Here is a 25,951-nt window from a genome sequence, read left to right on the forward strand (position 1 = left end):
CGGTGAATGACACTTCGTGACGACGTTGAGACTATGTGTTATCGAATTGGTCGGCTACGCGGTGTCCAGCACGACCGAGGTGACGTAACCCCCCATCCCGATCGACGTCTTGACGGTGAGCCCGCTTTCCGGCCGGGTCGGCCCTTCCAGCAGCTGCGGATGCCCGTCGGCCACCGGTTTCGGCGCCGGGATCAGGTCCCGCTCCGCGGCAAGGCAGCTCGCCGCGATCTCGGTCAGCGCGCTGCTCGACTGGCTGTGCCCGGTCAGCGGTTTGATCGAATAGATCCGGGTACCGGCGGGGAAGACCGTTTCGAGGATCTGGGATTCCGTGCGGTGGCACAGTTTCGTGCCTGTCCCGTGCGCGTTCACGTAGCGGATGTCGGCGGCGGAGACGTTCGCGTTCTCCAGTCCTTCGGTCACCGCGGCGATCGCCGTCGTCGGGTCGGGGTCGAGCGCCATCGCGTTGTGCGCTTCGTGGGTCATGGCGCCGCCGAGCACGGTCGCGTACGAATCGGCCTTGCGCTGGGTCAGCACGATCGCGACCGCGGCCTCGGAGAAGGTGAAACCCCTTGTGCCCTCTTGGAAAGGGCGGCACGCTTCGAGCGGCGGCACGTCGGTGATCGCCACCCCGCAGTGCACGAAGTTGCGGACCACCGGCCTGGTCGCGGACAGATCGGTGGTGACCACCACGACGTCGTCGGCCATGTCCGCGTCGAGCCACATCTTGGCGGTGAGGGTCGCGGCGCTGCCTGTCGCGCACATGGCGGACAAGGTCATCGACGGGCCGTGGAAGCCGAACTCCGACATCAGCGAGGCGATCGGGGTCGAGGGCATCATGCCGATGAACTCGCGCCGGTACATGAGCTGGTCGCCCATCTCGGTGAGTCGGTCCCAGCTCCGCAGGTCCTCGCGGACGCCGCCGGCGATGACGCCGACCCGTCGTCCGGGTGACCAGCCCCGGGCCCCGGCGTCTTCGATCGCCTCACGTGCCGCCGCGAGCAAAGCGCGGGCGTGCAGACTGCCGTCCCGTGCCCTGCCACCCTCGGAGATGTGCGCGACCCAGCCGGGCAGATCCGGGGTCTCCCCGAAGCCTTCGGTGAACTGTGCGCAGGGGACGCCGCTCGCGAGGCCCTCCCACAGAGATTCGCGCCCCCAGCCGTAGGCGGTTACGGCGCCGATGCCGCAGATGTCTGTTTTGCTCCGCACGTGTTTCCCTTCAACTACATTCAGTCAACGCTGGGGTGGAATAGCCGCACCGATCAGCTGTCCGGGGAGGACGGCTACGTCGATTTAGTGATCTAATCGGAAGCTACATCAGTCGAGTAGGGGGTTTGGATCAGATGGATCCTGACGATCTCGACGGTGGGACTCCCGACACCCACCGGCCCTCGGATCAGGATTCCTCGCCAGCGAACGGCGCCGCGACCCGCACGGTGGGAAAACCCGACCGGCACGCCGCGCTCGTCCGTCTGCTGACCGAGTTGTCCGCCGAGAGGGATCATCGCGGCGAACCCGCGCTCGCCTTTCTCGGCCAGGGGTACCGCCTTTTGGAGCAAAATTCCGACGGCGGGACATTGGGTACGCAATATCTCACGATGGTCGAAGCGAGCCCTTACGGGATCTGTGTCCATCAGCGCGGCAAAGTCGTGTTCGTGAACTCCGCCGCCATGCGCTTCGTCGGCGCGAAGGTGTCGACGGAGATCATCGGGATGCACATCACAGACCTGGTCGACACCGGTTCGCAGGACGCGCTGCTGGCGCGGATCGGTTCGCTGGTCGCTCCCGGCGCGTTCAGTGAACCGACCGAAATGAGGCTGCGGACCCTCGACGGCCGCGGCGTCGCCGTCGAATCGCAGGCGGTGCTGACGACCTGGGAGGGCCAGCCCGCCTACCAGGTGATCATGCGCGATCTGACCACGCAGAAGGCGGCCGAGGCCGGTCTGCGGTTCCAGGCCGCGCTGGTCGGGCACGCGAGCGACGCGATCATCGCGACCTCGCCCGACGGGCTGGTGACGAGCTGGAACCCGGCGGCGGAGGCCGTCTACGGACACGAACTCGACCAGGTCATCGGGGTCCCGGTGGCCGAGGTCGTCGGCGCGCCGATGAGCCCGCGGCAGGTCGTCGCGGCGGGCGGGGTCGTGCAGGCGACGCATTTCAGCGCCGACGGCACGGCGCTGGCGGTGCGCGTCTCCGCGGCCGAGATGTTCGACGGCTACGTGCTGCTGTGCGCCGACGAGACCGCGCAGCGCCGGGCCGAGGCCGAATTCGCCACCGTCGTCGAAACGCTCGACGAAGGGGTGCTGGTGGTCGGCCCCAGCGGGCGGATCGAACTGGCCAACTCCGCCGCGCACCGGATCTCCGGTGTCCCGGCGGGTTCCCTGGTCGGCCTGGAGAGCCGGACGCTGCGGCTGCACGACGAGCAAGGCGTCCCGGTGCCCGTCGAGGACCTGCCGTCCGCGCGCGTGCGGCGGTCCGGGAAGGTCGAGACCGGGCGGGTCGTGCAGGTGCGGCGGCGTGACGGTGCCCACCGCTGGCTTTCGCTGACCTCCGGCCCGCTGATGGCGCCGGGGCAGAGCGTGCCCTCGGTGCTGACGTCCTTCGCCGACATCACCGAACGGCGGGCGATCAGCGAGCGGCTGGCCTATGAGGCCACCCACGATCCGCTGACCAGGCTCGCGAACCGGACGCTCGCGCTGAACCGGCTGCGCCTCACGATCGCGGACCCGGCCCGGACGACCACCGTCATGTTCATCGATCTCGACAAGTTCAAGATCATCAACGATTCGCTCGGTCATACCGTCGGCGACCAGGTGCTGCGCATCATCGGCGACCGGCTGCGGGCCGTCGCCGGCCCGTCGGACCTGGTCGGGCGGCTCGGCGGGGACGAGTTCCTGGTCATCACCACCGGTTATACCGAAGCCGCCGAGGTGCGGGCGCTGGCCGACCACCTCCAGCGGCATCTGGCCGAATCGCTCACGGTGCACGGCCGCGAACTGCATATAAATACGAGTATCGGAATAGTGATCGCCGAACCCGGTGATACCCGCACCGCCGACGAATTGCTGGAAGACGCCGATTTGGCGATGTACCAGGCAAAAACATTCGGGCCGGGCCGCTATGCCTTCTATGCGCCGATCATGCGGAAACGGGTCCAGGATCGATTCACCCTGGAGCAGGATCTGCGGAACGCCGTCGCGGAAGGCCTGGTCGAGACGGTTTATCAGCCCGTCGTCGATTTGCGGACCGGGGAAATGGTCGCCGTGAAGGCGAAGTCCCGATGGGATCATCCGGTCCGGGGACCGATCGATCCGGCGGAATTGGCCGAGATCGCCGACGACGGCGATCTTTTGACGGTCATCGGTGCGGAGGTCCTTGCCAAGGCCGCCGGCGAGATCTCTCGATGGCGTGCCGATCATGGTGTGAACTGTAATGTGAATGTGAGCCTGTCGGTCCGCCAACTGGGCGATTCCACGTTGCTGCAAGTGGTACAGACAACTTTGGAGAAGGCCGGGCTGGGGCCGCACGACCTGAGCCTCGACGTCGACGAGACGGCGCTGAAGGACGCGGCCGACGCCGTCGACGCGCTGCGGAAGACCGGCGTCCGGGTGACCGCGGAACGGTTCGGCGCCGGGTACTCCTCGCTCGCCCAGCTGTGCCGCCTCGATCTGAACGTGATCGAAATCGACCGGTCGTTCGTGGCCGACCTCGGGATCTCGAGCGACGCGGAGCCGATCGTCGCCGGGATCATGGCGATGGCGCACGCGGTCGACCTCGTGGTGGTCGCCGAGGGGGTCGAGACCGCGCAGCAGCTGAAGGTGCTGCACGAACTCGGCTGCGATTGGGCGAAAGGCCCGCTCGTGGCGCCGCCGGGTCCGGTGTCGGACCTGAGGTCCGCGTACCCGCACGTGGTGCGGTGAACCGGGCGGCCGCCGCGCACGTGGTCCCGGGTGAGAACGTTCTTCGCCGCTGACGGGACCAAAGCCTCCTATCACTCCGGCTCTTCGCGACGCAGTCTTGTCGGTGGGGAACGGTGAAGGAGGCCCGTCGTGTCGCTCATGGTCCTGTGGCGCCGGATCCACCCCGGCCGGAACCCGCTCGCCCGGATCACCGACCGGATCGAGGCGGCGATCCTGATCGGCGGCGTCGTGGCGGCGCTGCTCGGCATCCCGCTCGCCGCCGCGGCCGGTTCGGAGGCCTACGCGACCATGATGGCGCGCTCGGCCGTCGAGATGGCGACGCGTCATGCGACGACCGCGACCCTGCTCGAAGACGCGCCGCCGGCGCGGATCGGCGTCGACGGGACCCCGTCCACCGAGACCGCCCGGGTGCGGGCTCGCTGGGAGCTGTCGGACGGGACGTTTCAGGAGGGGCCCGCCACCGCCGATCTCGGCGCTTCGGCGGGGGAGCGCGTGACGGTGTGGCTCGACCAGGCCGATGCCGTCGTCGCTCCGCCGGTGAGGCCGCTGGACGCGACGAGTACGGGGATCGGCGTCGGGGTGGGGGTGTGGCTGATCGCGGTGACGCTGCTGGCGGCGGCGTGCCTGCTCGCGCTGTGCCTGCTGAACCGGGCGCGGTGGGCGGCCTGGGACCGGGAGTGGGAGCGGCTCGGCTCGGACTCGACGCCCTCCTGACCCGCTCGTGCCGCATTCAGAGGACTAATTGCGTTGGTTGCGGTGGCGCTCAAGTCCGTGAAGGTGTCCTTGAGGGACCCAGGGTCCCTCAAGGGGCCTTCACGGACTCGGTACCTGCCTCAGGGGGGCGCACAGGCCGCATTTAGAGGACTAATTGCGGAAATGGGCCGCCTCAAGTCCGTGAAGGGGGCCTTCACGGACCCTGGGTCCCTCAAGGAGTCCTTCATGGACCGCCTAGTGCCTCATTTGCCACAGAAACCCCACACGTCACACGGTGCGCGCGTGAAGGCCCCCTTCACTCGGCTCAGCCGAGGAAACTCGCCCTTCGCGGTGGCTCAAGTGCATGAAGGGGGCCTTCACGGAGCTAGGCGCAAGGAAGGGGGCGTTCATGTACTCGGTACCTGCCGCCGGGAGGTCGCCAAGCCGCATTTAGAGGACTAATTGCGGCGGTTGCCGGTCTGCGGGGCGCTGACCTGCGGTTTCGTGAGTGAGTGATAGCAAAGGTCCCCTGCTCCCGCCGCAGGTAGGTGACTGGTTGCGGGAGGCCTGGATTGTGTCTGTACCTACTAGTATGTACGGTCTCGGTGTGGACAAGAGGGAACGGCTGATCGAGAGCACTCGCGAGCTCCTGTGGGAGCGTGGGTACGTCGGCACCAGCCCGAAGGCGATCCAGGAACGTTCCGGCGCCGGTCAGGGCAGCATGTACCACCACTTCCAGGGCAAGTCCGAACTCGCCCTCGCCGCGATCGGCCGCGACGCCGAAGACCTCCGGGCCAGGGCGGAGGCCGAGTTCGCCGGGCCCGGCACGGCCATCGAGCGGATCACCGTCTACGTGCGCCGCGAGCGCGACATCCTCAAGGGCTGCCCGGTCGGCAAGCTCACCCAGGATCCCGAAGTGATGGCCGACCCGGAACTGCGAAAGCCGGTCGAGGAGTACTTCGGCTGGCTCACCGGCCGTCTCGCCGAGCTGTTCGACGAGGGCCGCGCGGCCGGCGAGCTCGCCCCGGAGCTCGATCCGCTCGCCACGGCGACCGCGCTGGTCGCGATGCTGCAAGGCGGTTACGTCCTCGCCCGCGCCGCCGGTTCCCCGGACGTGTTCGCGAAAGCCGTCGACGGCGCCCTCGGCCTGCTCGCCACCAAGGAGAACTGACATGCCTTTCGTCCGCATCGACGCCGTCGGGACCGACAAGCTCGAAGCCCTCGGCAACGCCGTCCACGACGCGATGGTCGAAGCGCTCGGCATCCCGGCCGACGACCGGTTCCAGGTCCTCAACGGCGGGGCCACCCTGAAATACGACGACTACCTGGGGATCCACCGGGACGAGGGGGTCGTGTTCGTCGCGATCACCATGCGACGCGGGCGCACCGACGTGCAGAAGAAGTCGCTGTACCGGCGGATCGCGGAACTGGCCGAGGAGTACGCGGGGACCGAGCCGCGGAACGTGCTCGTCACGATCACCGAGAACGATCCGGTCGACTGGTCGATCGGGAACGGCGAAGCGCAGTACGCCTGATCACGCGACGTCGGCCGCGACACGGCGAGTGCTGCCGAAGGCGTGCTGATCCAGCAGCCACCACGTGTCGCGTCCGAAGGACCACGTCAGCAGTCCCAGCGCGCCCAGCGTGACCACGAAACCGGCCCAGAGCGGCAGCACCGTCGAGGCCACCGCGACCAGCACGATGCCCTGCACCGCCGCGACCGTCTTGCGCGCCATGCTCGGCGGCAGCGGCGCGTTCAGCCAAGGCCACAGCCTGCTCGCGGCGACGAAGACGTAGCGCATCGCGCCGATCGTGAGCACCCACGGGCCCAGCGACTGCGCGACGACCACGCTCAGGATCAGGATCAGATACGCGTCGACCTCCATGTCGAAGCGCGCGCCGAGCGGCGACGCCGTCCCGGTGCGGCGCGCGACGTGGCCGTCGACGGCGTCCAGCGCGAGCGCGACCGACGCGATGACGACCATCGTGACGATCTCCCGGCCCGCGGTGTCGACGACGAGCGCGGTCACGCAGCCGACCAGTCCGGAACGGCCGAGCGTGACGGCGTCGGCCGGGCCCAGGGAGCGCGCGGTGCTCCGGTTAAGGCCGTAGGTCAGGAATCCGCCCACGGCGATGCCGTAGGCCGCTCCGGCGAGCCAGCCCAGCGGGCCCAGTCCGGCGACGGCGTCCAGCGTCCCCAGCAACGCCAGCTGGACGAGGACCCCCAGGAAAACTCCGGGGTTGATCACGAGGCCTCCTCGTTAGGGTGGCGGCGACCCCGTCTCCAGGGTCCGACATGAGAGGACACGATGGAACGCGCCTTCTGGTTCAGTGGTTCCGGTGACGGCGAGCTCAGGCCGGTCACGCTCCCTCCGGTCGGTGACGGCGAGGTGCTGGTCCGCACCCTGTGCACCGGCGTGAGCCGGGGCACCGAGACGCTCGTCTTCCGCGGCGAGGTCCCGGTCAGTCAACGAACGGCCATGCGCGCGCCGTTCCAGGAGGGCGACTTCCCGGGGCCCGTGAAGTACGGCTACCTCAATGTCGGCGTGGTCGAACAGGGCCCGGAGCACCTGGTCGGGCAGGTCGTCTTCTGTCTCTATCCGCATCAGACGCGCTACGTCGTCCCGGCGTCGGCCGTCACGCCGGTGCCGCTCGGAGTACCGCCGGAGCGCGCGATCCTCGCCGGGACGATCGAGACCGCGGTCAACGCCGTCTGGGACGCGGCGCCGAAACTCGGCGACCGGATCGCCGTGGTCGGCGCCGGGATGGTGGGCAGCAGCGTCGCGAAGCTCCTGTCGGGCTTCCCGGCGGCCAGGGTGCAGCTGATCGACGTCGACCCGGAGCGCGCGAAGGTCGCCGAAGCGCTCGGTGTCGACTTCTCGACACCGGAGGACGCGCTGGGCGACTGCGACCTCGTCGTGCACGCCAGCGCGAGCGAAGCGGGGCTCGCGCGTTCGCTGGAACTCCTCGCGCCGGAGGGCGAGGTCATCGAGCTGAGCTGGTACGGCGACCGCCGGATCAGCGTCCCGCTCGGCGAGAACTTCCACTCACGACGGCTGTCGATCCGCTGCAGCCAGGTCGGCATGGTCTCGCCCGCCCGGCGCCTGAACCGCAGCTACGCGGACCGCTTGGCGATCGCGCTGGAAATTCTCGCCGATCCCGCCTTTGAAGTGCTGGTCAACGGGGAATGCGGGTTCCATGAGCTACCGGACGTCCTTCCGCGTCTGGCCGCGAATGAACCAGGAACGCTCTGCCTCCGTGTCACCTATCAGAGGGAGAACACGCGCTGAGGGCACGATCTGGGAGGTCCGTTGTTCAGTATCACCGTCCGCGACCACGTCATGGTGGCGCACAGCTTCCGCGGTGAGGTCTTCGGACCCGCGCAGAACCTGCACGGCGCGACCTTCGTGGTGGACGCGACGTTCCGCCGGTCCGAATTGGACGCGGACAATATCGTCGTCGACATCGGCAAAGCGACCGAAGAACTCAAAGCGGTGCTCGCCGACCTGAACTACCGCAACCTCGACGACGTGCCCGAGTTCGCCGGGATCAACACCTCGACCGAGTTCCTCGCCAAGGTGATCGCGGACCGGCTCGCCGGCCGCGTCCACGCGGGAGCGCTCGGTGAAGGCGCGCGGGGGCTCGAAGGGATCACCGTCTCGCTGCACGAATCCCACGTCGCGTGGGCGAGTTACGAGCGTGCGCTGTGACCGGGCTCCACGTCGTCCTGCCCGGCGACATCGACGACCAGAGCGCGCCCAGCGGCGGCAACGTCTACGACAGACGGCTGTGCGACGGCTTGGCCGCGGCGGGCGTGGAGGTCCACGAGATCGCCGTGCGCGGCAACTGGCCGCGGCCCGACACCGAGGCGCGCAAGGTCCTGGCGCGCAAACTCGCCGACCTGCCCGCCGGTTCCGCGGTCCTGCTCGACGGGCTGGTCGCCTGCGGGGTGCCCGAGGTGATCGTGCCGTCGGCGCGGCGGCTGTCGATCGCGGTGCTGGTGCATCTGCCGCTGGCCGACGAAACGGGACTTTCGCCTTCGCTCGCCGTCGAACTCGACCGGCTGGAGCGGGAGACGCTCGGCGCTGTCGAGGCCGTGGTGGCGACCAGCGATTGGGCGGCGCGACGGCTGATCGAGCACCACGACCTCGCGCCGCACCGCGTGCACGTCGTCCCGCCCGGGGTCGACAAGGCCGAAGTCGCTTCCGGGAGCCTGGACGGGACGCGTCTGGTCTGCGTCGCCAACGTGACCCCGCGCAAGGGCCAGGGCCTGCTCGCGGACGCGCTGAAGTCGCTCACGGATCTCCCGTGGATCTGCGAATGCGTCGGCGCCATCCGGCGCGAGACCCGCTACGTCGAACGCCTGCGCCGGCACACCCTCGGTGACCGATTCACCCTCACCGGCCCCAGGTCCGGCGAAGCGCTCGAAGCGACGTACGCGGCTGCGGACCTCCTCGTGCTGCCTTCGCGCGCGGAGACCTACGGCATGGTCGTCACCGAGGCGCTCGCGCACGGCATCCCCGTGCTGGTGACCGCCGTCGGAGCCTTGCCGGACACACTCGGCCGGTCGCCCGACGGCAGCGTGCCCGGGCTGCTCGTCCCGGGCGAGGACGTCAGCGCGCTGGCGAAGGCCCTTCGCCGCTGGCTCACCGAACCTGACCTGCGTGACCGGCTTCGCGCCTCCGCCCGCCTTCGCCGCGAGACGTTGACCGGCTGGGACGAGACGGCCCGCGGCGTCGCCGCCGTACTGCTGAGCGCAAGGACGGCGGCATGACCAAATACGCCCCGAGCTGGCTTCAGCTGAGGGAAGACGCCGACGCGGCCGCCCGCGCGACCGAGTTGATCGAGCCGGTGCGGGCGTTCCTGCGCGGAACGGACGAGGTCGTCATCCGGGATCTCGGCTGCGGGACCGGTTCGCTCGGCCGCTGGCTGGCCCGGCGGCTGCCCGGCAGGCAGCGCTGGATCCTGCACGACCGCGACCCCGACCTGCTCACCCACGCGCTGGCCCGCACCAGCCGTCCGGAGCACGCGCTGGACGGCGGCGAGGTCACCGTCGTCACCGAACAGCGTGACATCACCGAGTTGAGTGCGGAGGATCTCGCCGGGACCTCGCTCGTGGCGGCGTCGGCGCTGCTCGATCTGCTCACCGCCGAGGAGATGTCGCGGCTGGCCGAGGCCTGCGTCGAAGCGAAGTGCGCGGTCCTGTTCACGCTGAGCGTTTCGGGGCGGGTCGTGTTGTCGCCCAAGGAAAAGTTCGACATCGAGATCTCCGACGCCTTCAACGCGCATCAGCGCCGGGTGACCAACGGCCGGTGGCTGCTCGGCCCGGACGCGGTGGACGTCGCGTTCGGGGTCTTCGAACGGCTCGGCGCCACCGTGCGGCGCGCTCCGAGCCCGTGGCGGCTCGGAGCGGATCAGGCCGCGCTCACCGCGGAGTGGCTCGCCGGCTGGGTCGGCGCCGCTTGCGAACAGCGGCCGGAGCTCGCGCACGACGGCGACGCCTACCTGCGGTGGCGGCTCGCGCAGTGCGCGGCGGGCGAGCTGAACGCGACGATCCAGCACGAAGATCTCCTGGTGGTGCCGTCGTGAAGCGACTTTGGCCCTGGCTGCGGATCCTCGGCGCGCTCGCCATCCTCGGGGTGCTCGTCTGGCAGCTGGGCACGCGCGCGTTCCTCGACGGACTCCGCGAAGTCGACGCCGGCGGTGTCGCCGCCGCGCTCGGGATCGGTTTCGCCACCACGGTTTTCAGCGCCTGGCGCTGGTGCCTGGTCGCGCGGCGGCTCAGCCTGAGGTTGTCGCTGCCGACGGCCGTCGGCGAGTACTACCGCGCGCTGTTCCTCAACGGTGTCCTGCCGGCGGGGGTGCTCGGCGACGTCAACCGTGCCGTGCAGCACGGTCGCGGCGCCGGGGACGTCCTGCGCGGCGTCCGCGCGGTGGTGCTGGAGCGGACGGCCGGGCAGGTCGTGGTGATCGGTGCTTCGGTCGCCGTCGTGCTCAGCACGCCTTCCGTGGTGCCGCCGCCGATCGACGGGGTCGTGCTGGTCGCCGGGATCGTGGTCGTCGTGCTCGCTTTCGCGGCCGTCGTCACCGGGATGACGGCGGGGCGGCACTGGATCCACAGTGGATCGAAGTGGCGCCGCGGATTCGCCGTCACCCTCGCCGACGTCCGGCTCGGCCTGCTGACCAAGGAGACCTGGCCCGGGGTGAGCCTGCTTTCGGTGGCCACCCTCGCCGGGCATCTCGCCCTGTTCGTCGTCGCCGCGCGTGCGGCCGGGGTCACCGCGCCGGTCGGCGAACTGCTGCCGCTGATGATCCTCGCCCTGCTCGCGATGGGACTGCCGCTGAACATCGGCGGCTGGGGCCCGCGCGAAGGCGTGTGCGCGCTGCTGTTCGGCGCGGCGGGCCTCGGTTCGGCGCAGGGCGTCACCGTGGCCGTCGTCTACGGCGTGCTCGCGCTCGTTTCCAGCCTTCCCGGCGCCGGCGTGCTGCTCGCCGGTTCCGTCAAGACCCGCACCCCCGCCGCACCGCGCATCGCGGCCAGGACACCCGTACAGACAGGAGACACGCGATGACCGTCGAGAGGGCCGTGGAGACCAGGCTGCCGACCCGGTACGGCGTCTTCCGGGCGTACGGATACCTGGACGCCGACGGCAACGAGCAGATGGCGCTGGCGCACGGCGACATCGAGGGCTTCGGCACGCTGGCGCGGGTCCATTCGGAATGCCTGACCGGCGACGTCTTCAGCTCGATGCACTGCGAGTGCGGTGATCAGCTGGCCGCCGCGTTGCGCGCGATCGTCGAGGAGGGCGCCGGAGTCCTCGTGTACGCCCAGGGACACGAGGGGCGCGGCATCGGCCTGCTCGCGAAGCTGAAAGCGATGCGGTTGCAGGACGAAGGGCTCGACACCGTCGAGGCGAACATCGCGCTCGGGCTGCCGGTGGACGCGCGCGATTACCGTGCGGCGGCGGAGATCCTGGCCGATCTCGGGGTGCGCTCGGTGCGGCTGCTGTCCAACAACCCGACGAAGGTCGACCAGCTGAAGCTGCACGGCGTGCGGATCAGCGAGCGGGTGCCGCTGCTGGTGACGCCGAACGACGAGAACCTGCGGTACCTGAGGACGAAACAGGAGCGGATGCACCACTTCCTGCCGCATCTGGATCTGATCGACTCAGCCGAGGGCGGCCAGGGTGTCCCCGAAGCTCTCCACCAGTGACGCCAGCACCAGCCGTCCCTTTTCCGCCGTCGCCAGCGAAGGCCGTCCCACCACACCGGACTCCGAATACGGTCGCAGCCCGGTCGTGAGCAGGTGCCGCCGATCGTCGGCCAGGTGGTCCGCCGCCGCGTAACCGGGCCGCACCAGCGACGGATGCGCGTGCAGCAAAAGGGAAGTCTCCAGCTCCCCGGCGTGCATGTCGCTGTCCAGCGAGGTTTCCAGCCCGGCCGCGTCGTGCGCCGCCTGCCAGCCTTCGACACCGGGGAAGAGCGCCATCGGCGTCGTCGACTCCTGGACCACATTGGACAGCACGTAGTTGCCGCCGTGCGCGTTGACCAGCACCAGTTTCGGCACGCCGGACCGGCGCAGCGAGGCGGCGACGTCGTTCACCACGGCGTAGAGCGTCGCGGCCGAGATGCTGACCGTTCCCGGCCAGTCCGCGTGTTCGTGCGAACAGCCGATCGTGATCGGCGGGAGCCGCAGGACCGGGTACGCCGCGGCGAGGGCGTCGGCGATCGTCGTCGCGATCACCGCGTCGGTGGCGAGCGGGAGGTGCGCGCCGTGCTGTTCGAAACTGCCGACGGGCAGCACCGCGACGTCGGCGCCTCGGGCGCGCTCGTCGGCCGTCGAGGCCGTCGGGAACAGGTTCATCGGGCTACGGTACCCACATGACCGACCACGCCGCATTGTTGTCCGTCGCCCGTGAAGCCGTCGCCAAGGCGACCGGCATCATCCGCTCGATGACCTCGTTTTCCGTTGCCGCCAAAGGTGATCGCGACATGGTGACCGACGTCGACCTCGCCGTCGAGGACGCCGTCCGCGAATTCCTGGCGCGGGAGACCCCGGAGATCGGCATCCTCGGCGAGGAACGCGGCCACGAGGGCAACGAGGACCTGTGGTGGGCGCTCGACCCGGTCGACGGCACGGCGAACTTCGCGCGCGGCATCCCGCTGTGCGGCGTTTCGCTCGGGCTCGTCGACGGGCTGAAGAGCACGGTCGCGGCGATCTCTCTGCCGTTCCTCGATGTCACCTACACCGCCGCCGAGGGCCAGGGCGCGTACGCGGGCGAAGAGCGTCTTGAGGCTTCGAAAGCGACGAGACTGTCCGACGCGATCGTGAGCATCGGCGACTTCGCGGTCGGTGAGGAGGCGGAGGTCAAGAACCGCGTGCGGATGGCGTTGCTGGCCGAACTCGGCGGCCGCGTGCAGCGGGTCCGGTTCCTCGGCTCCGCGGCGATCGACCTGGCCTGGGTCGCGCACGGCAAACTCGACGCGAGCGTCATCCTCGCCAACAAACCGTGGGACACGATGGCGGGCGTCCTGCTGGTGCGCGAGGCCGGGGGAGCGGTCGTCGACACCGACGGCGGCGATCACACGGTGCGCTCGGCGGCCACCATCGCGGTCGGCGCCGGACTGCGGGACGGGATCGTGGCGGCGATCGCCCGCGTCGGCGGGTGAAAAGTTTGTCACTCACGAGATGAACCGGGCGGGCGTCGCGTCCGTGTCCCCTGATAAGGCGCCCGCATCTGGAGGTAACCGTGTTCACCTCGAATGTCCGCGTGACCGAACCGGTCGTCTTCGTCCTGCCGGGGGACGCCGAAGACACCAGCGGCGAGTACGACCGCCGCATGTGCCAGAACCTCCCGGCCACCGGCCTCCCGTTGCTCGAACTGCCGATCGCCGGTGACTGGCCGATGCCGTCGGCCTTGTCACGGTCGAGATTGGCCCGTTCCCTCGCCGCGCTGCCCGACGACACCGTCGTCCTCATCGACGGCACGGTCGCCTGCGGGGTCCCGGAGATCGTGGTCCCGCACGCCCGGCGGCTGCGGCTGGCCGTGCTGGTCCACCGGCCGCTCGCCGACGACCCCGCGCTCGACCCGGCGCAGGCCGCTGAACTCGACGCGTGCGAACGGGAGACGCTGCGGCTGGCGGGCATGATCGTCGCCACCGGACCGTGGCTCGCGCGGCAGCTGATCGACCGGCACGACCTCGACCCCACCCGTGTCTACGTCGCGACACCCGGCACGGACGCGGCCCCGCTCGCCGCGGGAGCGGACGGTGTCTCCCGGCTGCTGTGTCTCGCCCCGATGACCGCGCGGCACGGGCAGGACGTGCTCATCCGCGCGCTTTCGACGGTCGACGAACTGGCGTTCAAATGCGTGTTCGCCGGGGCGACGCACCACGATCCCGCGTACGTCGACGAACTGCGCTGGACGGTCGAACGGCTCGGGCTCGGGTCCCGGATCAGCCTCATCCGGCCGCCGGAGGACCTCGACCTGGTCTACGACGGCGCGGATCTGCTGGTCCTGCCCGCCCGCGGCGGCACGTCCGGCCTGGTCGTCGCCGAGGCACTGGCTCGCGGGATCCCCGTGGTGGCCACCGATACCGCCGGCGCGCACGACGCGCTCGGCACGGCGCCCGGCGGCGGGGTGCCCGGCATGCTGGTGCCGCCGAACAACCCGTCGGCACTCGCGACGGCGTTGCTGCGCTGGTCGCTCGACGCGGAACTCCGTCATGCGCTGCGCACGGCGGCGCTCGCGCGGAGCAGCGTCCTCGAGGAGTGGGACGTGGCCGCGGGCAGGCTCACCGACGTCCTCTCGCGGTTGCAGTCCGCGCCGCGTCAGCTGGCTTGATCATCGCCCGGAAGCAGCTATCTTGGCGATCTTCGGCTCGGTTGACTGGGCGGCATGCGAATCGTCGATCTTGCCTCCCGTCCCGATCTCCTCGATCCCGCGCTGAATCTCGGCGACGTCGGCGGTGAGTTCATCTACGCCGGGTTCAGCGGGAAGATGATCACCCCGGAACGGTTCCTGCGGCACTGGTCCCGGTATTTCCTGATCGCGCTGGACGACGACGGCGTGCCGATCGCGCGGGCGCTGTCGGTCCCGCTGACCTATCCCGCCGACGATCGCCACGAACTGCCCGCGCACGGCTGGGACGAGGCGATCCAGTGGGCGGCGCAGGATCTCATGGACGGCCGCGCGCCGGACACCCTGTGCGCGCTGGAAGTCGTCGTGGCGCCGAAAATGCGGGGGACCGGGCTGTCGACGCCGATGCTGAAGGCGCTCAAGGCGCGGGCGGCCGAGGCGGGGCTGAAGCGGCTGATCGTTTCGGTGCGCCCGATCGGCAAGGAGGACGAACCGGATGTCCCTATGGAGGAGTACGCGGTGCGGCGTCGCGAAGACGGGCTGCTCGCCGACCGCTGGCTGCGCACGCACGAACGGCTGGGCGCGCGGATGATCAAGATCTGCCCGTTCGCCGTGACCATTTCGGGCTCGATCGCGGACTGGAAGGAATGGAGCGGGGTCAACCTCGTCGACGGCGACAACGTGATCCCCGGCGGGATCGCGCCGGTGCACGCGAACGTCGAGCGGGACTGCGGGGTCTACGTGGAGGCGAACGTGTGGATGGAGCATCCGTTCTGAGCGCGGTCCCGGATGTCATGAAAGGGCCGTTCAGGACGAAATATGTCCTGAACGGCCCTTTCATGACATCTGTGGGGAGCCGGGAAGGGCGCGTTACCCCAGCACCGTGCTCAGCCGCTGCCCGCCGGCCCGCTCCGCCCGCGCCACGAACTCCTTCAGCAGCGCCCGCGCCTCCGGCACCGCCTCGCTGATCGCCGTCGCGGCTTCGGCCAGCTTCCCGGCGACATCGCTGTCCAGCACCGGATCGTGCTCCAGCTGGGCGGTCTCGATGAGCCGCTTCAAGGCGATAGTCGCCTTCACCCGCGCCCGCGGATCGTCGCCGAGTGCCCGCAGGATGCTCGGCCCGTGCCCGACGAGGTCGTCGTACAGTTCCCGCGAGGAGCCCACGTGCCGGGCGAAAACCTCTTCGGCCTCTTGGAGCAGAAGGCTGTCGGGACCGGTCGGGCAAGTGAGCTCCAGCAGGAACTCCATGATCGCCGGGCCGACCTCTTCGATCACCTTACGGGCTTCTTCGTACGGCGGCTGGAAAGCGCCGAGCACGTCGCCGCCGACCGGCGGTCTGCCGGTCTCGATGCAGAACGTCCGCACCTTCTTCAGCCCGGGATTCACGAAATGGCGGGCGAAGGTGTAGTCGTCGATGGTCGCCGTCGTCGGATACAACCCGACGCTCTGTTGCAGCGTGTACGTCCGGCCGTGCGCCTTCGGGATGACGTCGCGCATCCGGCTCCCGGCGCGGAGGAACCAGTCCAGATCGCCCTGCGGGATGTATTCGCGGTAGCGCCCGTCGTTCGGCACGCCGCGATCCGGGTTCGGCACCCGGAAGTTCTGCGCGGGATCGGTGGTCTGGTTGTCGTCGTCGCCCCACGGATAGAGGATCAACTCGCTGTAGGAATGCAGGTCCAGCACGGCCGTGATGTGCGGGAACGTGTCCAGCAGCCAGCGGATGTCGCGGGTTTCCGGCTCGGAGAACGCCTGCGGGCCGCGATAGATCTCGCTCGCCGGGTCGGCGCTGGTGCCGATCCCGCTTTCGAAGAGGAAGTCGTAGTTGCGGTTGAGGTCGACGCCGCGGCTGTTCCCGCGCCACATCCGCAGATGCTCCGCGGACAGGACGATGTCGCGGCCGTCCGGGTTGACCATCGGGACCACGAAGATGTCCAGGCTGTCGACGATCAGCCTGACCAGGCTGTGCCCGTAGTCGCTGCCGGGGTAGTACACCGACGTCTGCGACGAGAGGGCGTAGGCCATCCGGAAGATCCAGTTGTACAGCAGCTCGGGGTTCATCAGTTCGCGCGCGTGCGCCCCGGCCATCAGGATCACGCCCGGCCGGTCGGCCCGGTCGCCGCCGCGCATCCTCAGCGCGGACATGGGCTTTCCCTGGACGGACCGTTCGGGCAACCGGACCCAGGACAACGTGTCCGGCAGGGACTGGGCCATGTCGCGGATCAGGCGTTCGAACTGTACGGAATCCCGGTATCCGGGCGGCACGGCGGTTTCCGGTCCGGCCGCGAGGCTCCGCGCGGCGGGTTCCGGCGCGAGCTCCAGCGGCGCGGCCTCGACGTCGGGATGGACGTGGACGTCGTGCCCGTCGCCGGTGAGTCCGGTGATCTCCGCGTCGGCGAGGTAACCGTCGATCGCGGCGCCGCCGCCGGTTTCCCTCGCCGTCGAAGGGAACAGGTCGAGCCCGCGACGGGCGAGCAGGCGCAGGGCCGCGGGATCGGCGACGGAGACGGTGACGAAATGCCGGGCGGGGTCGGAATCGGGCATGTGGTGATCCCCTCTGTGATCGGTACCCCGACGACGTTAGGGATCACCACCTGCCGCGACAGGGGCGGAACGGACCGGCTTTCGGGTGGCCGGAGGGGCATTCAGAGGACGAAACGCGTTGTGAACACACGCATTTCGTCCTCTGAATGCGGTAGGTCAGCCGCGCAATTCCGCGGCGATCCGGCCCGCCGCCGCGAAGGACTCCTCCTCCGGTTCCCCGAGCAACGGGAGCAGGATGACGGATTCGGTCCCGGCCGCGTACAGCGCGCGGATCTGTTCGACGCAGCGGTCGAGCGGGCCGCTGACGCTCAGCCTGTCGATCCACTCCGGACGCAGGCGCCGCGCCAGCTCGGCTCGGTCGTCACCCGCGGCGGCGACCTCGGCCAGCAGTTCGGCGCCGAAGTCCAGCGGCTCCAAGGCCGGGCCGGAGTTCGGCCCGATGGCGGACGCGACGTCGGATCGCGCCCGCTCGCGGGCCCGTTCGGGGTCCTCGTCGAGCGCCAGCCAGTTGTAGGCGGCGATCGTGTGGCTCTCGACGCCGATGACGCCGCGCGTCGCGCGGACGTACTCCGGCGTCGCCGGTTCCGCCAGGAGCGTCCCGTCGGCCACCCGGCCCGCCGCCGCGAGGGACTTCGGGCCGCGGACACCGGCGATCAGCTTCGGCGGCACCGCGGGCGGGAACTCCAGTTCGACCTCGTCGAGCCGGACGTGCTTGCCCTCGAAGGAAACCCGCTCACCCGCCAGCAGCCGCCGGACGACCGTCAGCGTCTCCTCGAACGCGGCCAGCGCGGACTTCGGCCACGCGTCGATCTGCCGCATCCAGCTCGGCACCCCGTGCCCGAACCCGGCGATCAGCCTGCCCGGGTACAGCTCCGCCAGCGCCGCGATCTCCATCGCCACGATGGCCGGATTCCTCGCCACGGCGGGCATGATGCCGATGCCGAGGGTGATCTTCTCGGTCGCCGCCAGCACCGTCGCCGCCGTGGCGATCCCGCCCGCGTAGAAGCAGTCCTCGACGATCCAGACCTCGTCCAGGCCCTCCTGTTCCGCGCGCCGGGCCAAATCCTTCAGCCGCGCGGCCGGCAGTTCGCGCGGGATCCTGACTCCGAGCCGTGAAACCATGACGCTCTCCGTTCTTCAAACGCGCCGCAGCACGCGTAACAGATATTCCTTGCGTTCCACCGGGTTGTTGTCGGTCCTCGATCGTGACGGCACCGCTCCCCGGACGGGCCGGTAGCCGTGGAAGGCGGTCTCCATCGCCCCTTCTCCCCGGGTCGCCGAAGGCAGGAGCTGGTGCACCTCATGGGTTTTCGCCGCCGGGATCTCGCCGTGGAGCTCCGCGGTCCCGCCTTTCGTGACCGTGGTGCCCGGGACGGCGCGAGCCTGCGCCAGGAGCGCGTTGACCGGACCGAGGGTGTCGGCGGGGGCCTGGAGGGTGAACCGGTGCATCGGTTCGTGCACGGTCGTCCCGGCCTCGCGCAACGCCGCCATCAGCACCAGCGGCGTCAGGTTGCGGAAGTCGCCCGCGGTGCTCGACATGCTCTTGTCGAAGGTGCCGTGGGCATGGCTTTGCCTGGCGTAGTACCCGGAACGCGTCATCGTCACCACGCAGTCCAGCACCTCCCAGCCGTGGACGCCCTCGCGCAGTGTCTCCTTCACCGTGTCCTCCACGGCTTTGACGAAGGAGTACGGCATGGAGCCGAGTTCGACCTCCAGCCGGAACGAGATCCCGCTCCCCGGCGGACCGGGCTCGACCCGCAACCCGACCGTCGCCAGGAAGGGATTGGGTTCCTTGCCGATGAGTTCGGCCGCCGACCCGGTGCCGGAGACGCGTTCGACGCAGATCGTGGTCGTCTCGCTGAACGTGACGTCGATGCCGTGCTCTTCCGCGAGTGTCGCCTGTATGACCTCCTTCTGCACTTCTCCGTACAGCGAAAGGGAAGTCTCCTGCCGGACCTCGTCGTGCCGCAGGCCGATCAGCGGATCCTGTTCGGTCAGCCAGGTGAGCGCCTGGTGCAGCCGCCCGCGATCGGCCGGGCGCACCGGGGAGACGACGGTCTCCAGCGTCGGCGGCGAGAACAGGGCTCGCGTCGCGCGCGCTCGCGGAACCCCGAGCACGTCACCGATCCGGACGTCGAGCCCGGACAGCTTCGCGATCCGCCCGGCCTCGGCCGACCCCGACGCCACGGCCGAGCCGTTGTCGAAGACGCTGATCGCGGTGACCTTGCCTTCGCGGTCACCGAGCGGGACCTTGTCGCGGACGGCGACGCGGCCGGAGAACAGCCGCACATAGGCGATCTTCTCGCCGCCTGGAGCGCGGTCGACCTTGAACACCGTGCCGGACAGCGGTCCGTCGACGTCGTTTTCCTTGGCGGGCAACAGGTTCTCGATGCCGTCGCGGAGGGCGTCGACACCGGCGCCGGTGATCGCCGAGCCGAAGTAGACCGGATACGCTTGCCCGCCTGCCACTTTCGCGGTGAGTTCGGCATGGAGCCGCGACGGCGTGAACTCGTCCGGTTCGGTGAGATACCCGGTCAGGAAGTCCTCGTCGAGTGCCGCCAGCACGTCGATCACCCTGTCGGGTTCCCAAGGGGTCATCGCGACGACCGACGGCGTCAGTTTCGCGGCGATCTCCCGGAACACGCGGTCCGGGTCCGCGCCGCGACGGTCCAGTTTGTTCACGAACAGCAGGGTGGGGATGCCCAGCCGTCGCAACGTCCGCATCAGGACGCGGGTCTGCGCCTGGACGCCTTCGACCGCCGACAGCACCAGGACGGCGCCGTCGAGCACGCCGAGCGCGCGTTCGACCTCGGCGATGAAATCGGGGTGGCCGGGGGTGTCGATCAGGTTGACGGTGACGTCGCCGACGGCGAACGACACCACGGCCGCCTTGATGGTGATCCCGCGGGCGCGTTCCAGCGCCAGCGTGTCGGTCTGCGTGCTGCCGTCGTCGACGCTGCCCAGCTCGCCGATGACGCCGGCGGTGTGCAACAGCCGCTCGGTCAGGCTCGTCTTCCCGGCGTCAACATGCGCCAGAATCCCCAGATTGAGGGTCTTCACGAGGTGTCTTGTCCTTGAGGTAGGCGGAAATTACCTGTGGGAAGGACGTAGACACTCGCAAGCCGATCATCTCCTAGGCCGGGAACCGATCTTCCCGACTACAGCACCCCCGTCCCGGCGCCGCAACCGAATTACCCCCGAACGCATTTCGTCCTCTGAACGCGGTAGTTGCGTGTGCAAGTACCGCATCCAGAGGACGAAATGCGAAAGGGTCGGTCAGGCCAGGTACTCGGCGGCGGCGCGGAGACTGACGTAGGACCCGCTGAACGTGTCGATCCGCGGCCCCTCGGTGTCCGGTCCCGGCGCGCCGGTCTCGACCCGGACGTAGTCCACGGAGGACTCCCGGAGCCAGCTCAGGAACTCGCGGACCTCGGGGTGCCGGTGCGCCTCGCGCGTCACGACGACGAGGTCACGAGCGCCGTGGACGGCCTCGATCGCGGTCGCGATCCCGTCCGCGCCGACCTTGACCGCGCGGGTGCCGGGCACGAGCTCGGTCAGATGCGAGCCGAGCCCCCACGGCATCGGACCGGCCGCGATGATCGGCTCGGTCTCGATGTCGATCACCAGCGGCGGGCCCTCCAACTTCGGCGAGCCCTGGATCCGCAGCGCCTTGCGCGCCGCTTCCAGGCCGAGCCGGTGGTCGACCGGCGAAATCGGCGTCGACACCGGGGGAGCGCCGAGCGCGGCGACCCGTCCGGACGCCTCGACCAGCCGCTCCAGCGGAAGTTCGCCGGATTCGACGGCGGCCGCGATGACCGCCGCGATCCGGTTCAGATCGTCGTCGTCGAACGACACCCCGCCCAGGCAGAGCGCGTCCGCACCGGCGATCAGCGCCCGCACCGAAGCCCGGCCGACACCCTCGGTCTTGCCGAGTTCGCCCGCGACGGCGCCCATGTCGAGCGCGTCGGTGATCACCGCGCCGGTGAAGCCGAGCTCGCCGCGCAGGACGTCGGTGAGCGCCTTCGGGTTGAGCGTGGCGGGCAGGTCACCCCACGCGGGCACGACGAGGTGCCCGGTCATCACCGCGCGCACGCCCGCCGCGATCGCCGCCTTGAACGGGACGAGTTCGATCTCGTGCAGTTCCGCTTCGGTCCGGGGAAGCACGGGCAACGCGTGGTGCGAATCGTCGGTGGCCGCCCCGTGCCCGGGGAAGTGCTTGGCCGACGCGGCCACGCCGTACTTCTGCATACCGGTGATGTACGCCGCGACATGCGGCGACGCCTTCACCGGATCCGAACCGAACGCCCGGACCCCGATGGAGGGATCCTCCGCCGCCAGGGTCAGATCCGCGCACGGGGCGAAGTTGATCGTCACCCCGCAGGCGGCCAGCCGTTCGCCGAGCGCCGCGGCGACCGACGCCGTCAGCTCGACGTCGTCCGCGGCGCCGAGTGCGAGTGGCCCCGGGATGAACGAGCCGGTGGCGACGTCGAGCCGGGTGACGTCACCGCCCTCTTCGTCGATGCCGACGAGCACGTCCGGCCGTTCCGCCCGCAGCTGGGCGCTGAGTGCGGCCACCTGCTCGTCGTCGACCACGTTGCGGCCGAACAGGATCACGCCACCGAGACCGTCGGCCACCTTGCGGCGCAGCCAATCCGGTGCGGTGGTGCCGTCGAAGCCCGAAACGAGAACGGATGCGGCGAGCTTTTCCGGTGAAGACAAGGATTACCCCTTCACTGCGCCTGCGGTCAGGTTGGACACGAGCTTGCGCTGAACGAGAATGAAGAACACCAGTGCGGGCACGGCGTAGATGACCGACGCCGCCATGATCCCGCCCCAGTCCACGGAGAACGCCGTCCGGAACGAGGAAAGCCACACCGGCAGGGTCTGTTTGTTCTGGTCGCGCATGAACACGAACGCGAACAGGAACTCGTTCCACGCGGTGATGAAGCTGAACACCGAGGTGGTCACCAGACCCGGCGCGAGCAGCGGCAGCGTCACCCGGCGGAAGGCGCCCGCCCGGCTGCAGCCGTCGATCATCGCGGCCTCTTCGAGGTCGTACGGGATGCCGTTGACGAAGCCGTAGAGCATCCAGCACGTGAAGGGCAGCGTCGCCGCGAAGTACACCAGCAGCAGCGAAGGCAGCTGGTTGAGCAGCCCGGCGTCACGCATGAGCAGGTACATCGGGATCAGCAGCGCCTCGAACGGGGCGAGCTGGGCGACCAGCACCAGCAGCAGGAAGCCCTTGCGCCCGCGGAACCGCATACGGGACAGGGGAACCGCCGCCAGCACCCCCGCGACGAGCGAGCACAGCACCGCGCCGAGCGTGACGATCAGGCTGTTCATGAGGTACGTGGTGAACCCGGGCTTCGTCAGCGCCGACACGAAGTTGTCGAGGGTCGCCGAGAGCGGGATCAGGTCGTAGTCCGGGGACAGGACCTGGCCCGGCGTCTTCAGCGAGGAGGTGAACATCCAGTACGTCGGGAAGACGAACAGGAGGGCCACGACCACGCCGAGCGCGCCGAGGCCGATCCGCTGGGACAGGGATTTCCTCATGACAGGTCGGCCTCCTTCGTGCGCACCAGCAGCTGGACGTACCGGGCGGTGAGCAGGATCAGCACGAGCATCATCAGCAGGGCGGCGGTCGCTGCGAGGCCGAAGTGGTTGCCCGCGAGGCCCTTGAGGTACATGTAGACCGGCAGCGTCGTGCTGGCGCCGTCCGGTCCGCCTTGACGGATCGCCCAGACCTGGGCGAACAGCTTGAAGTCCCACAGGACCGAGAGGAACGTGACCATGGTCAGGATCGGCCGGATCGCCGGCCAGCTGACCGCCCAGAACGCCTGCCAGCCGTTGGCGCCGTCGATGCCCGCGGCCTCGTACTGCTCCTTCGGGACGCCGAGCAGCCCGGCGTACAGCGTGAACGCCACGAACGGCACGGCCTGCCAGACGACCAGCAGGCCGATCACGGTCAGGGTGCTCGCGCCGGTGGAGAACCAGGAATGCCCGATGAAGCTCTCGAAACCGAGTTTCGCGAGCGTCTTGTTCAGGATCCCGTACTGCTGGTCGAAGATCCACTGGAAGACCGTGGTGGTCGCGACCACCGGGGTCGCCCACGCGAGGATCAGCGCGACCTGCAGGATCACCCGGACCACCGGGTTGAGATGCCGCATCAGCAGCGCCATGAACAGCGCGAGCAGCAGGGTGATGATGACGACCGACGCGGTGAACACCAGCGTGCGGACCGTGATCTCCCAGAATTCCGAATCGTTCAGGATCTCGGAGAAGTTCTCGAACCCGACCCAGACCATCTCCCCGGAGACCAGCTCGCGGAGGTCGAGCTTCCGGAGACTGATCCCGATCAGCTGCATCGTCGGCCAGCCCAGCAGGACCAGGATCGCGACCAGTGCGGGAAGGATCAGCAGGTACGGCGCCGTCCGTTCGCCGAGACGGAGACGCCGGTTGGACTTCGGGGGTTTGATGCGCGGCGATGCCGGCGGGGTGGCCCCCGCCGGCATCGTCACATCTTTCGTCGTGGTCATCCGCCGATGAGCTTGTCGAGCGCTGCGTTGGCGTCGGCGGTCGCCTGGTCGAGCGTCTTCGTTCCGGTCAGGTAAGCGGTCAGCATGTCCTTGATCGGGTTCTGACCGGACTCGACGTCACCCCACTTGGGGCTGGTCGGGACGGCACGGCCGTTCTTGGAAGCCTCGGCCATGACCTTGGTGAGCGGGTTCGCGTCGAGCGCGGACACGTCGGTCGAGGTACCGGGGACGTAACCGGCCTTGGCCAGCTCGGTCTGGTACTTCGGGGTGGAGAACAGCTTGACGTAGTCCTTGGCCGCGGCCGCGTTCTTGCTGTTGGCCGGGATGACCAGGTTCGAGCCGCCGAGGAAGACCGGGGCCGACTTGTCGGCGGTCTTGCCCGGGATCGGGAAGGCGCCCGACTTCTCCTTGATCGACGGGTCGGTCTTCGCCGCGGTGTCGGCCTCACCCGGGACACCGATCATCATCGCGACCTTGCCCGCGCCGTAGATGCCGGCCTGCTGCGGGGTGGCCTCGTCGGCGTCCTTCGGGGCCTTGGTGCCCGAAGCCTCGGTGAGCTGCTTGTAGAACTCGAGCCCGGCCTTCGCCTGTGCGGAGTCCAGGGTCGACTTGAAGGCCTTCCCGTTGGCCTGCGCGATGTCGCCGCCCTCGTCCCAGATGTAGGACAGCAGCTCGTACCAGTTCTGGCCGGGGTGGTAGAGGGCCTGGAACTCGGGGTCGCTGCCGAACTTGGCCTTGAGCTTGGTGATCGCGTCGAGCCACTCCGCGCGCGTCTTCGGCGTCGCGGTGATGCCCGCCTGCTCGAACATGTCCTTGCGGTAGATGACCTCACGGTTGGCCGCGTAGAACGGGACGCCGTAGGTCTTGCCGTCGAACTCGCCCGAGGCCTTGAGGCCTTGCAGCCACTGCGCGCCGTTGAAGTCGCCCACGCTGGAGGTGAGGTCGGCGAGCACGCCCTGGTTCGCGAACGCGGGGGTCTGGGTGTTGCCCAGCTCGATCACGTCCGGCGGGTTGTCACTGGCCAGCGCGGTGGTCAGCTTCTGCTGGATGCCGTTCCACTGCTGGATCTCGTACTTGACCTTGACGCCGGGGTGTGCGTCTTCGAATTCCTTGTGGAGCGAGTTCGTCAGCGATTCCGGGGCGGTCCCGGTCATGAGCCAGACCGTGAGCGAGCCGTTCGAGGCCGGAGCGCTCGAATTCGTGCTGTCGCCACTACCGGAACCGGCGCAGCCCGCCGTCGCGAGGGTGATGGCGGCGGCGCCCGCAGCCATCTTGAGCCAGCGCTTCACTCGTGCCGTCCTTTCGATGCCCGGCCACCATGCCGGGCTCCCACAAAATGGTGTAGACCAATGTCGGCAGCGTGGTACGTACCACTCCGACTGTCAAGCGGGTGGCCGGTTCGTTGTAAACGCGCCGCAATCTTTCACCTTGTGTGAGCGCATGATCACACTGATGATCGGATTTCGGCGTCGCCGTCAGGTTGTCGCGAGGCGCGCTGACATGCGGTTTCTCGTTGACTGTTCCGCTGATCGGTGCATTCGGACGGTCGGCGTTGGGCCGTTCGGCGGAGCGGGATCTCGCGTTCGCCAGCTAGGCCTCAGCGGTAGTCCTCGTCGTCTTCGGGAGGCTCGATGCCGAGGAGCGCGCGGGTCTGATCTTGGAGGAACCACGCCAGCGTCGCGGTGATGATCAGCAGGACGAGCGGGAGGACCGGGCCGCCGTTGGCGAGGATGAACAGCTCGGTGACGCTCGCGCCCACCATGACGCCCGCCAGCAGCAGCGCCGACGGCCCGCCGAGGCGGGGGACGAGCAGGCCGATCGCGCCGACGGCCTCCAGGACACCGGTGACGTACCGCAGCCACTGCCCGAGGCCGATCTCGGCGAAGGTCTGTTCGGTGTGGCCGCCCGCGAACAGCAGGTACGCGCTGTAGAGGAACTCGGCGGCGAGCGCGACGCGCACGATCCACAGCACGATCGAGCCGATGGGCAGGCTTCGGATTCCGCTGGCTCCTCCGGACATGCCGGGAATCCTTCTCCGGTGCGCTGTGGCTGGCAAGGCCGCATCCAGAGGACTAAATGCGTGCCCGCGGGTGGTCGTGAGTGGTAAGTGTCGTTAGAACGGCACAAAACACTCACGACCACCTGGACCGAGCTGGGGCTGCCATACTCACCTACCTGAAGCGCGTGAAGGCCCCCTTCCCTCGGCTGAGCCGAGGGAAGGGGGCCTTCACGCGCGGTCGCTGTAGCTGCTGTGGCTGCTGGTGCATACGGTGCGAACGTGGCGATCACCGAGTCCGTGAAGGCCTCCTTCACTACCTTCAGGGTGGGCAAGGCCGCATCCAGAGGACTAAATGCGTGCCCGCGGGGTGGTCGTGAGTGGTAAGTGTCGTTAGAACGGCACAAA

Annotated in this window: 24 protein-coding genes; 13 read left to right on the top strand and 11 right to left on the bottom strand. The window is 69.2% G+C overall.

Annotated features, from left to right (window positions below; all coding sequences use genetic code 11):
• Nucleotides 1–54: 54 nt before the first annotated feature.
• A complete protein-coding gene (locus IE302_RS39195; protein WP_191259512.1) occupies nucleotides 55–1,206 on the bottom strand; it encodes a beta-ketoacyl synthase N-terminal-like domain-containing protein in 1,152 nt (383 codons plus the stop codon).
• Between the two features lie 134 nt (nucleotides 1,207–1,340).
• Here IE302_RS39195 and IE302_RS39200 point away from each other — a divergent pair, with 134 nt between their 5' ends.
• The 4 genes from IE302_RS39200 (at nucleotide 1,341) to IE302_RS39215 (ending at nucleotide 6,145) form a co-directional block, all read left to right on the top strand.
• Nucleotides 1,341–3,917 carry a sensor domain-containing protein gene (locus IE302_RS39200; protein WP_191259513.1) on the top strand — a complete coding sequence of 859 codons (2,577 nt, stop codon included), beginning with the start codon at nucleotides 1,341–1,343 and terminating at the stop codon, nucleotides 3,915–3,917.
• A 138-nt stretch (nucleotides 3,918–4,055) separates the two neighbouring features.
• Nucleotides 4,056–4,631 (top strand): Rv1733c family protein, encoded by a 576-nt coding sequence (locus IE302_RS39205; protein WP_229908254.1) that lies wholly within the window; start codon nucleotides 4,056–4,058, stop codon nucleotides 4,629–4,631.
• 586 nt (nucleotides 4,632–5,217) lie between these two features.
• Nucleotides 5,218–5,781: a TetR/AcrR family transcriptional regulator gene (locus IE302_RS39210; protein ID WP_191259515.1), complete on the top strand. Its 564-nt coding sequence runs from the start codon at nucleotides 5,218–5,220 to the stop codon at nucleotides 5,779–5,781.
• A 1-nt stretch (nucleotide 5,782) separates the two neighbouring features.
• On the top strand, nucleotides 5,783–6,145 hold the full coding sequence (locus IE302_RS39215; RefSeq protein ID WP_191259516.1) for a tautomerase family protein: 363 nt from the start codon (nucleotides 5,783–5,785) through the stop codon (nucleotides 6,143–6,145).
• Here IE302_RS39215 and IE302_RS39220 read toward each other — a convergent pair whose 3' ends face one another.
• Nucleotides 6,146–6,859, bottom strand: coding sequence for a CDP-alcohol phosphatidyltransferase family protein (locus IE302_RS39220; protein WP_191259517.1), 714 nt, complete (start codon nucleotides 6,857–6,859; stop codon nucleotides 6,146–6,148). It abuts the gene before it with no gap.
• A gap of 60 nt (nucleotides 6,860–6,919) precedes the next feature.
• Here IE302_RS39220 and IE302_RS39225 point away from each other — a divergent pair, with 60 nt between their 5' ends.
• The 6 genes from IE302_RS39225 to ribA are packed head-to-tail and all read left to right on the top strand — an operon-like array spanning nucleotide 6,920 to nucleotide 11,823.
• Nucleotides 6,920–7,900: a zinc-dependent alcohol dehydrogenase gene (locus IE302_RS39225; protein ID WP_191259518.1), complete on the top strand. Its 981-nt coding sequence runs from the start codon at nucleotides 6,920–6,922 to the stop codon at nucleotides 7,898–7,900.
• A gap of 21 nt (nucleotides 7,901–7,921) precedes the next feature.
• On the top strand, nucleotides 7,922–8,320 hold the full coding sequence (locus tag IE302_RS39230) for a 6-pyruvoyl trahydropterin synthase family protein (protein WP_093936157.1): 399 nt from the start codon (nucleotides 7,922–7,924) through the stop codon (nucleotides 8,318–8,320).
• Complete coding sequence (locus IE302_RS39235) at nucleotides 8,317–9,384, top strand: glycosyltransferase family 4 protein (protein WP_191259519.1); 1,068 nt, start codon at nucleotides 8,317–8,319, stop codon at nucleotides 9,382–9,384. The genes IE302_RS39230 and IE302_RS39235 overlap by 4 nt, the downstream gene beginning before the upstream one ends.
• A complete protein-coding gene (locus tag IE302_RS39240; RefSeq protein WP_191259520.1) occupies nucleotides 9,381–10,199 on the top strand; it encodes a methyltransferase domain-containing protein in 819 nt (272 codons plus the stop codon). The genes IE302_RS39235 and IE302_RS39240 overlap by 4 nt, the downstream gene beginning before the upstream one ends.
• On the top strand, nucleotides 10,196–11,182 hold the full coding sequence (locus IE302_RS39245; protein ID WP_191259521.1) for a lysylphosphatidylglycerol synthase transmembrane domain-containing protein: 987 nt from the start codon (nucleotides 10,196–10,198) through the stop codon (nucleotides 11,180–11,182). The genes IE302_RS39240 and IE302_RS39245 overlap by 4 nt, the downstream gene beginning before the upstream one ends.
• Nucleotides 11,179–11,823, top strand: coding sequence for a GTP cyclohydrolase II (ribA, locus tag IE302_RS39250; RefSeq protein ID WP_191259522.1), 645 nt, complete (start codon nucleotides 11,179–11,181; stop codon nucleotides 11,821–11,823). Before IE302_RS39245 ends, ribA begins: the two co-directional genes overlap by 4 nt.
• Here the strand turns inward: ribA and IE302_RS39255 are convergent.
• Nucleotides 11,779–12,474, bottom strand: coding sequence for a creatininase family protein (locus IE302_RS39255; RefSeq protein WP_191259523.1), 696 nt, complete (start codon nucleotides 12,472–12,474; stop codon nucleotides 11,779–11,781). The genes ribA and IE302_RS39255 overlap by 45 nt on opposite strands.
• Before the next feature lie 17 nt (nucleotides 12,475–12,491).
• Between IE302_RS39255 and IE302_RS39260 the strand changes: the two genes are divergently transcribed.
• From IE302_RS39260 to IE302_RS39270, 3 genes are all read left to right on the top strand, one after another.
• On the top strand, nucleotides 12,492–13,280 hold the full coding sequence (locus tag IE302_RS39260; RefSeq protein WP_191259524.1) for an inositol monophosphatase family protein: 789 nt from the start codon (nucleotides 12,492–12,494) through the stop codon (nucleotides 13,278–13,280).
• 80 nt (nucleotides 13,281–13,360) lie between these two features.
• The gene (locus IE302_RS39265) at nucleotides 13,361–14,455 is read left to right on the top strand and encodes a glycosyltransferase family 4 protein (RefSeq protein WP_191259525.1); all 1,095 of its coding nucleotides are present in this window, start codon (nucleotides 13,361–13,363) and stop codon (nucleotides 14,453–14,455) included.
• 54 nt (nucleotides 14,456–14,509) lie between these two features.
• Nucleotides 14,510–15,247 (top strand): GNAT family protein, encoded by a 738-nt coding sequence (locus IE302_RS39270; protein ID WP_191259526.1) that lies wholly within the window; start codon nucleotides 14,510–14,512, stop codon nucleotides 15,245–15,247.
• Nucleotides 15,248–15,340: 93 nt separating this feature from the next.
• On the opposite strand, the gene IE302_RS39275 is transcribed toward IE302_RS39270, so the two are convergent.
• From IE302_RS39275 to IE302_RS39310, 8 genes are all read right to left on the bottom strand, one after another.
• A complete protein-coding gene (locus tag IE302_RS39275; RefSeq protein ID WP_191259527.1) occupies nucleotides 15,341–17,011 on the bottom strand; it encodes a M14 family zinc carboxypeptidase in 1,671 nt (556 codons plus the stop codon).
• 156 nt (nucleotides 17,012–17,167) lie between these two features.
• Nucleotides 17,168–18,133 (bottom strand): LLM class flavin-dependent oxidoreductase, encoded by a 966-nt coding sequence (locus IE302_RS39280; RefSeq protein WP_191259528.1) that lies wholly within the window; start codon nucleotides 18,131–18,133, stop codon nucleotides 17,168–17,170.
• A gap of 15 nt (nucleotides 18,134–18,148) precedes the next feature.
• The gene (locus tag IE302_RS39285; RefSeq protein ID WP_191259529.1) at nucleotides 18,149–20,071 is read right to left on the bottom strand and encodes an elongation factor G; all 1,923 of its coding nucleotides are present in this window, start codon (nucleotides 20,069–20,071) and stop codon (nucleotides 18,149–18,151) included.
• A gap of 216 nt (nucleotides 20,072–20,287) precedes the next feature.
• Nucleotides 20,288–21,730 carry a glycoside hydrolase family 3 protein gene (locus tag IE302_RS39290; protein WP_191259530.1) on the bottom strand — a complete coding sequence of 481 codons (1,443 nt, stop codon included), beginning with the start codon at nucleotides 21,728–21,730 and terminating at the stop codon, nucleotides 20,288–20,290.
• 3 nt (nucleotides 21,731–21,733) lie between these two features.
• Complete coding sequence (locus IE302_RS39295; protein ID WP_191259531.1) at nucleotides 21,734–22,564, bottom strand: carbohydrate ABC transporter permease; 831 nt, start codon at nucleotides 22,562–22,564, stop codon at nucleotides 21,734–21,736.
• Nucleotides 22,561–23,547, bottom strand: a complete 987-nt coding sequence (locus tag IE302_RS39300; RefSeq protein WP_191259532.1) for a carbohydrate ABC transporter permease — start codon at nucleotides 23,545–23,547, stop codon at nucleotides 22,561–22,563. Before IE302_RS39300 ends, IE302_RS39295 begins: the two co-directional genes overlap by 4 nt.
• Nucleotides 23,544–24,836, bottom strand: coding sequence for an extracellular solute-binding protein (locus IE302_RS39305; protein ID WP_191259533.1), 1,293 nt, complete (start codon nucleotides 24,834–24,836; stop codon nucleotides 23,544–23,546). The genes IE302_RS39300 and IE302_RS39305 overlap by 4 nt, the downstream gene beginning before the upstream one ends.
• A gap of 308 nt (nucleotides 24,837–25,144) precedes the next feature.
• Complete coding sequence (locus IE302_RS39310) at nucleotides 25,145–25,567, bottom strand: DoxX family protein (protein WP_191259534.1); 423 nt, start codon at nucleotides 25,565–25,567, stop codon at nucleotides 25,145–25,147.
• Between the last annotated feature and the right edge of the window lie 384 nt (nucleotides 25,568–25,951).

The organism is Amycolatopsis oliviviridis (genome assembly GCF_014654365.1).
Lineage (GTDB): Bacteria > Actinomycetota > Actinomycetes > Mycobacteriales > Pseudonocardiaceae > Amycolatopsis > Amycolatopsis oliviviridis.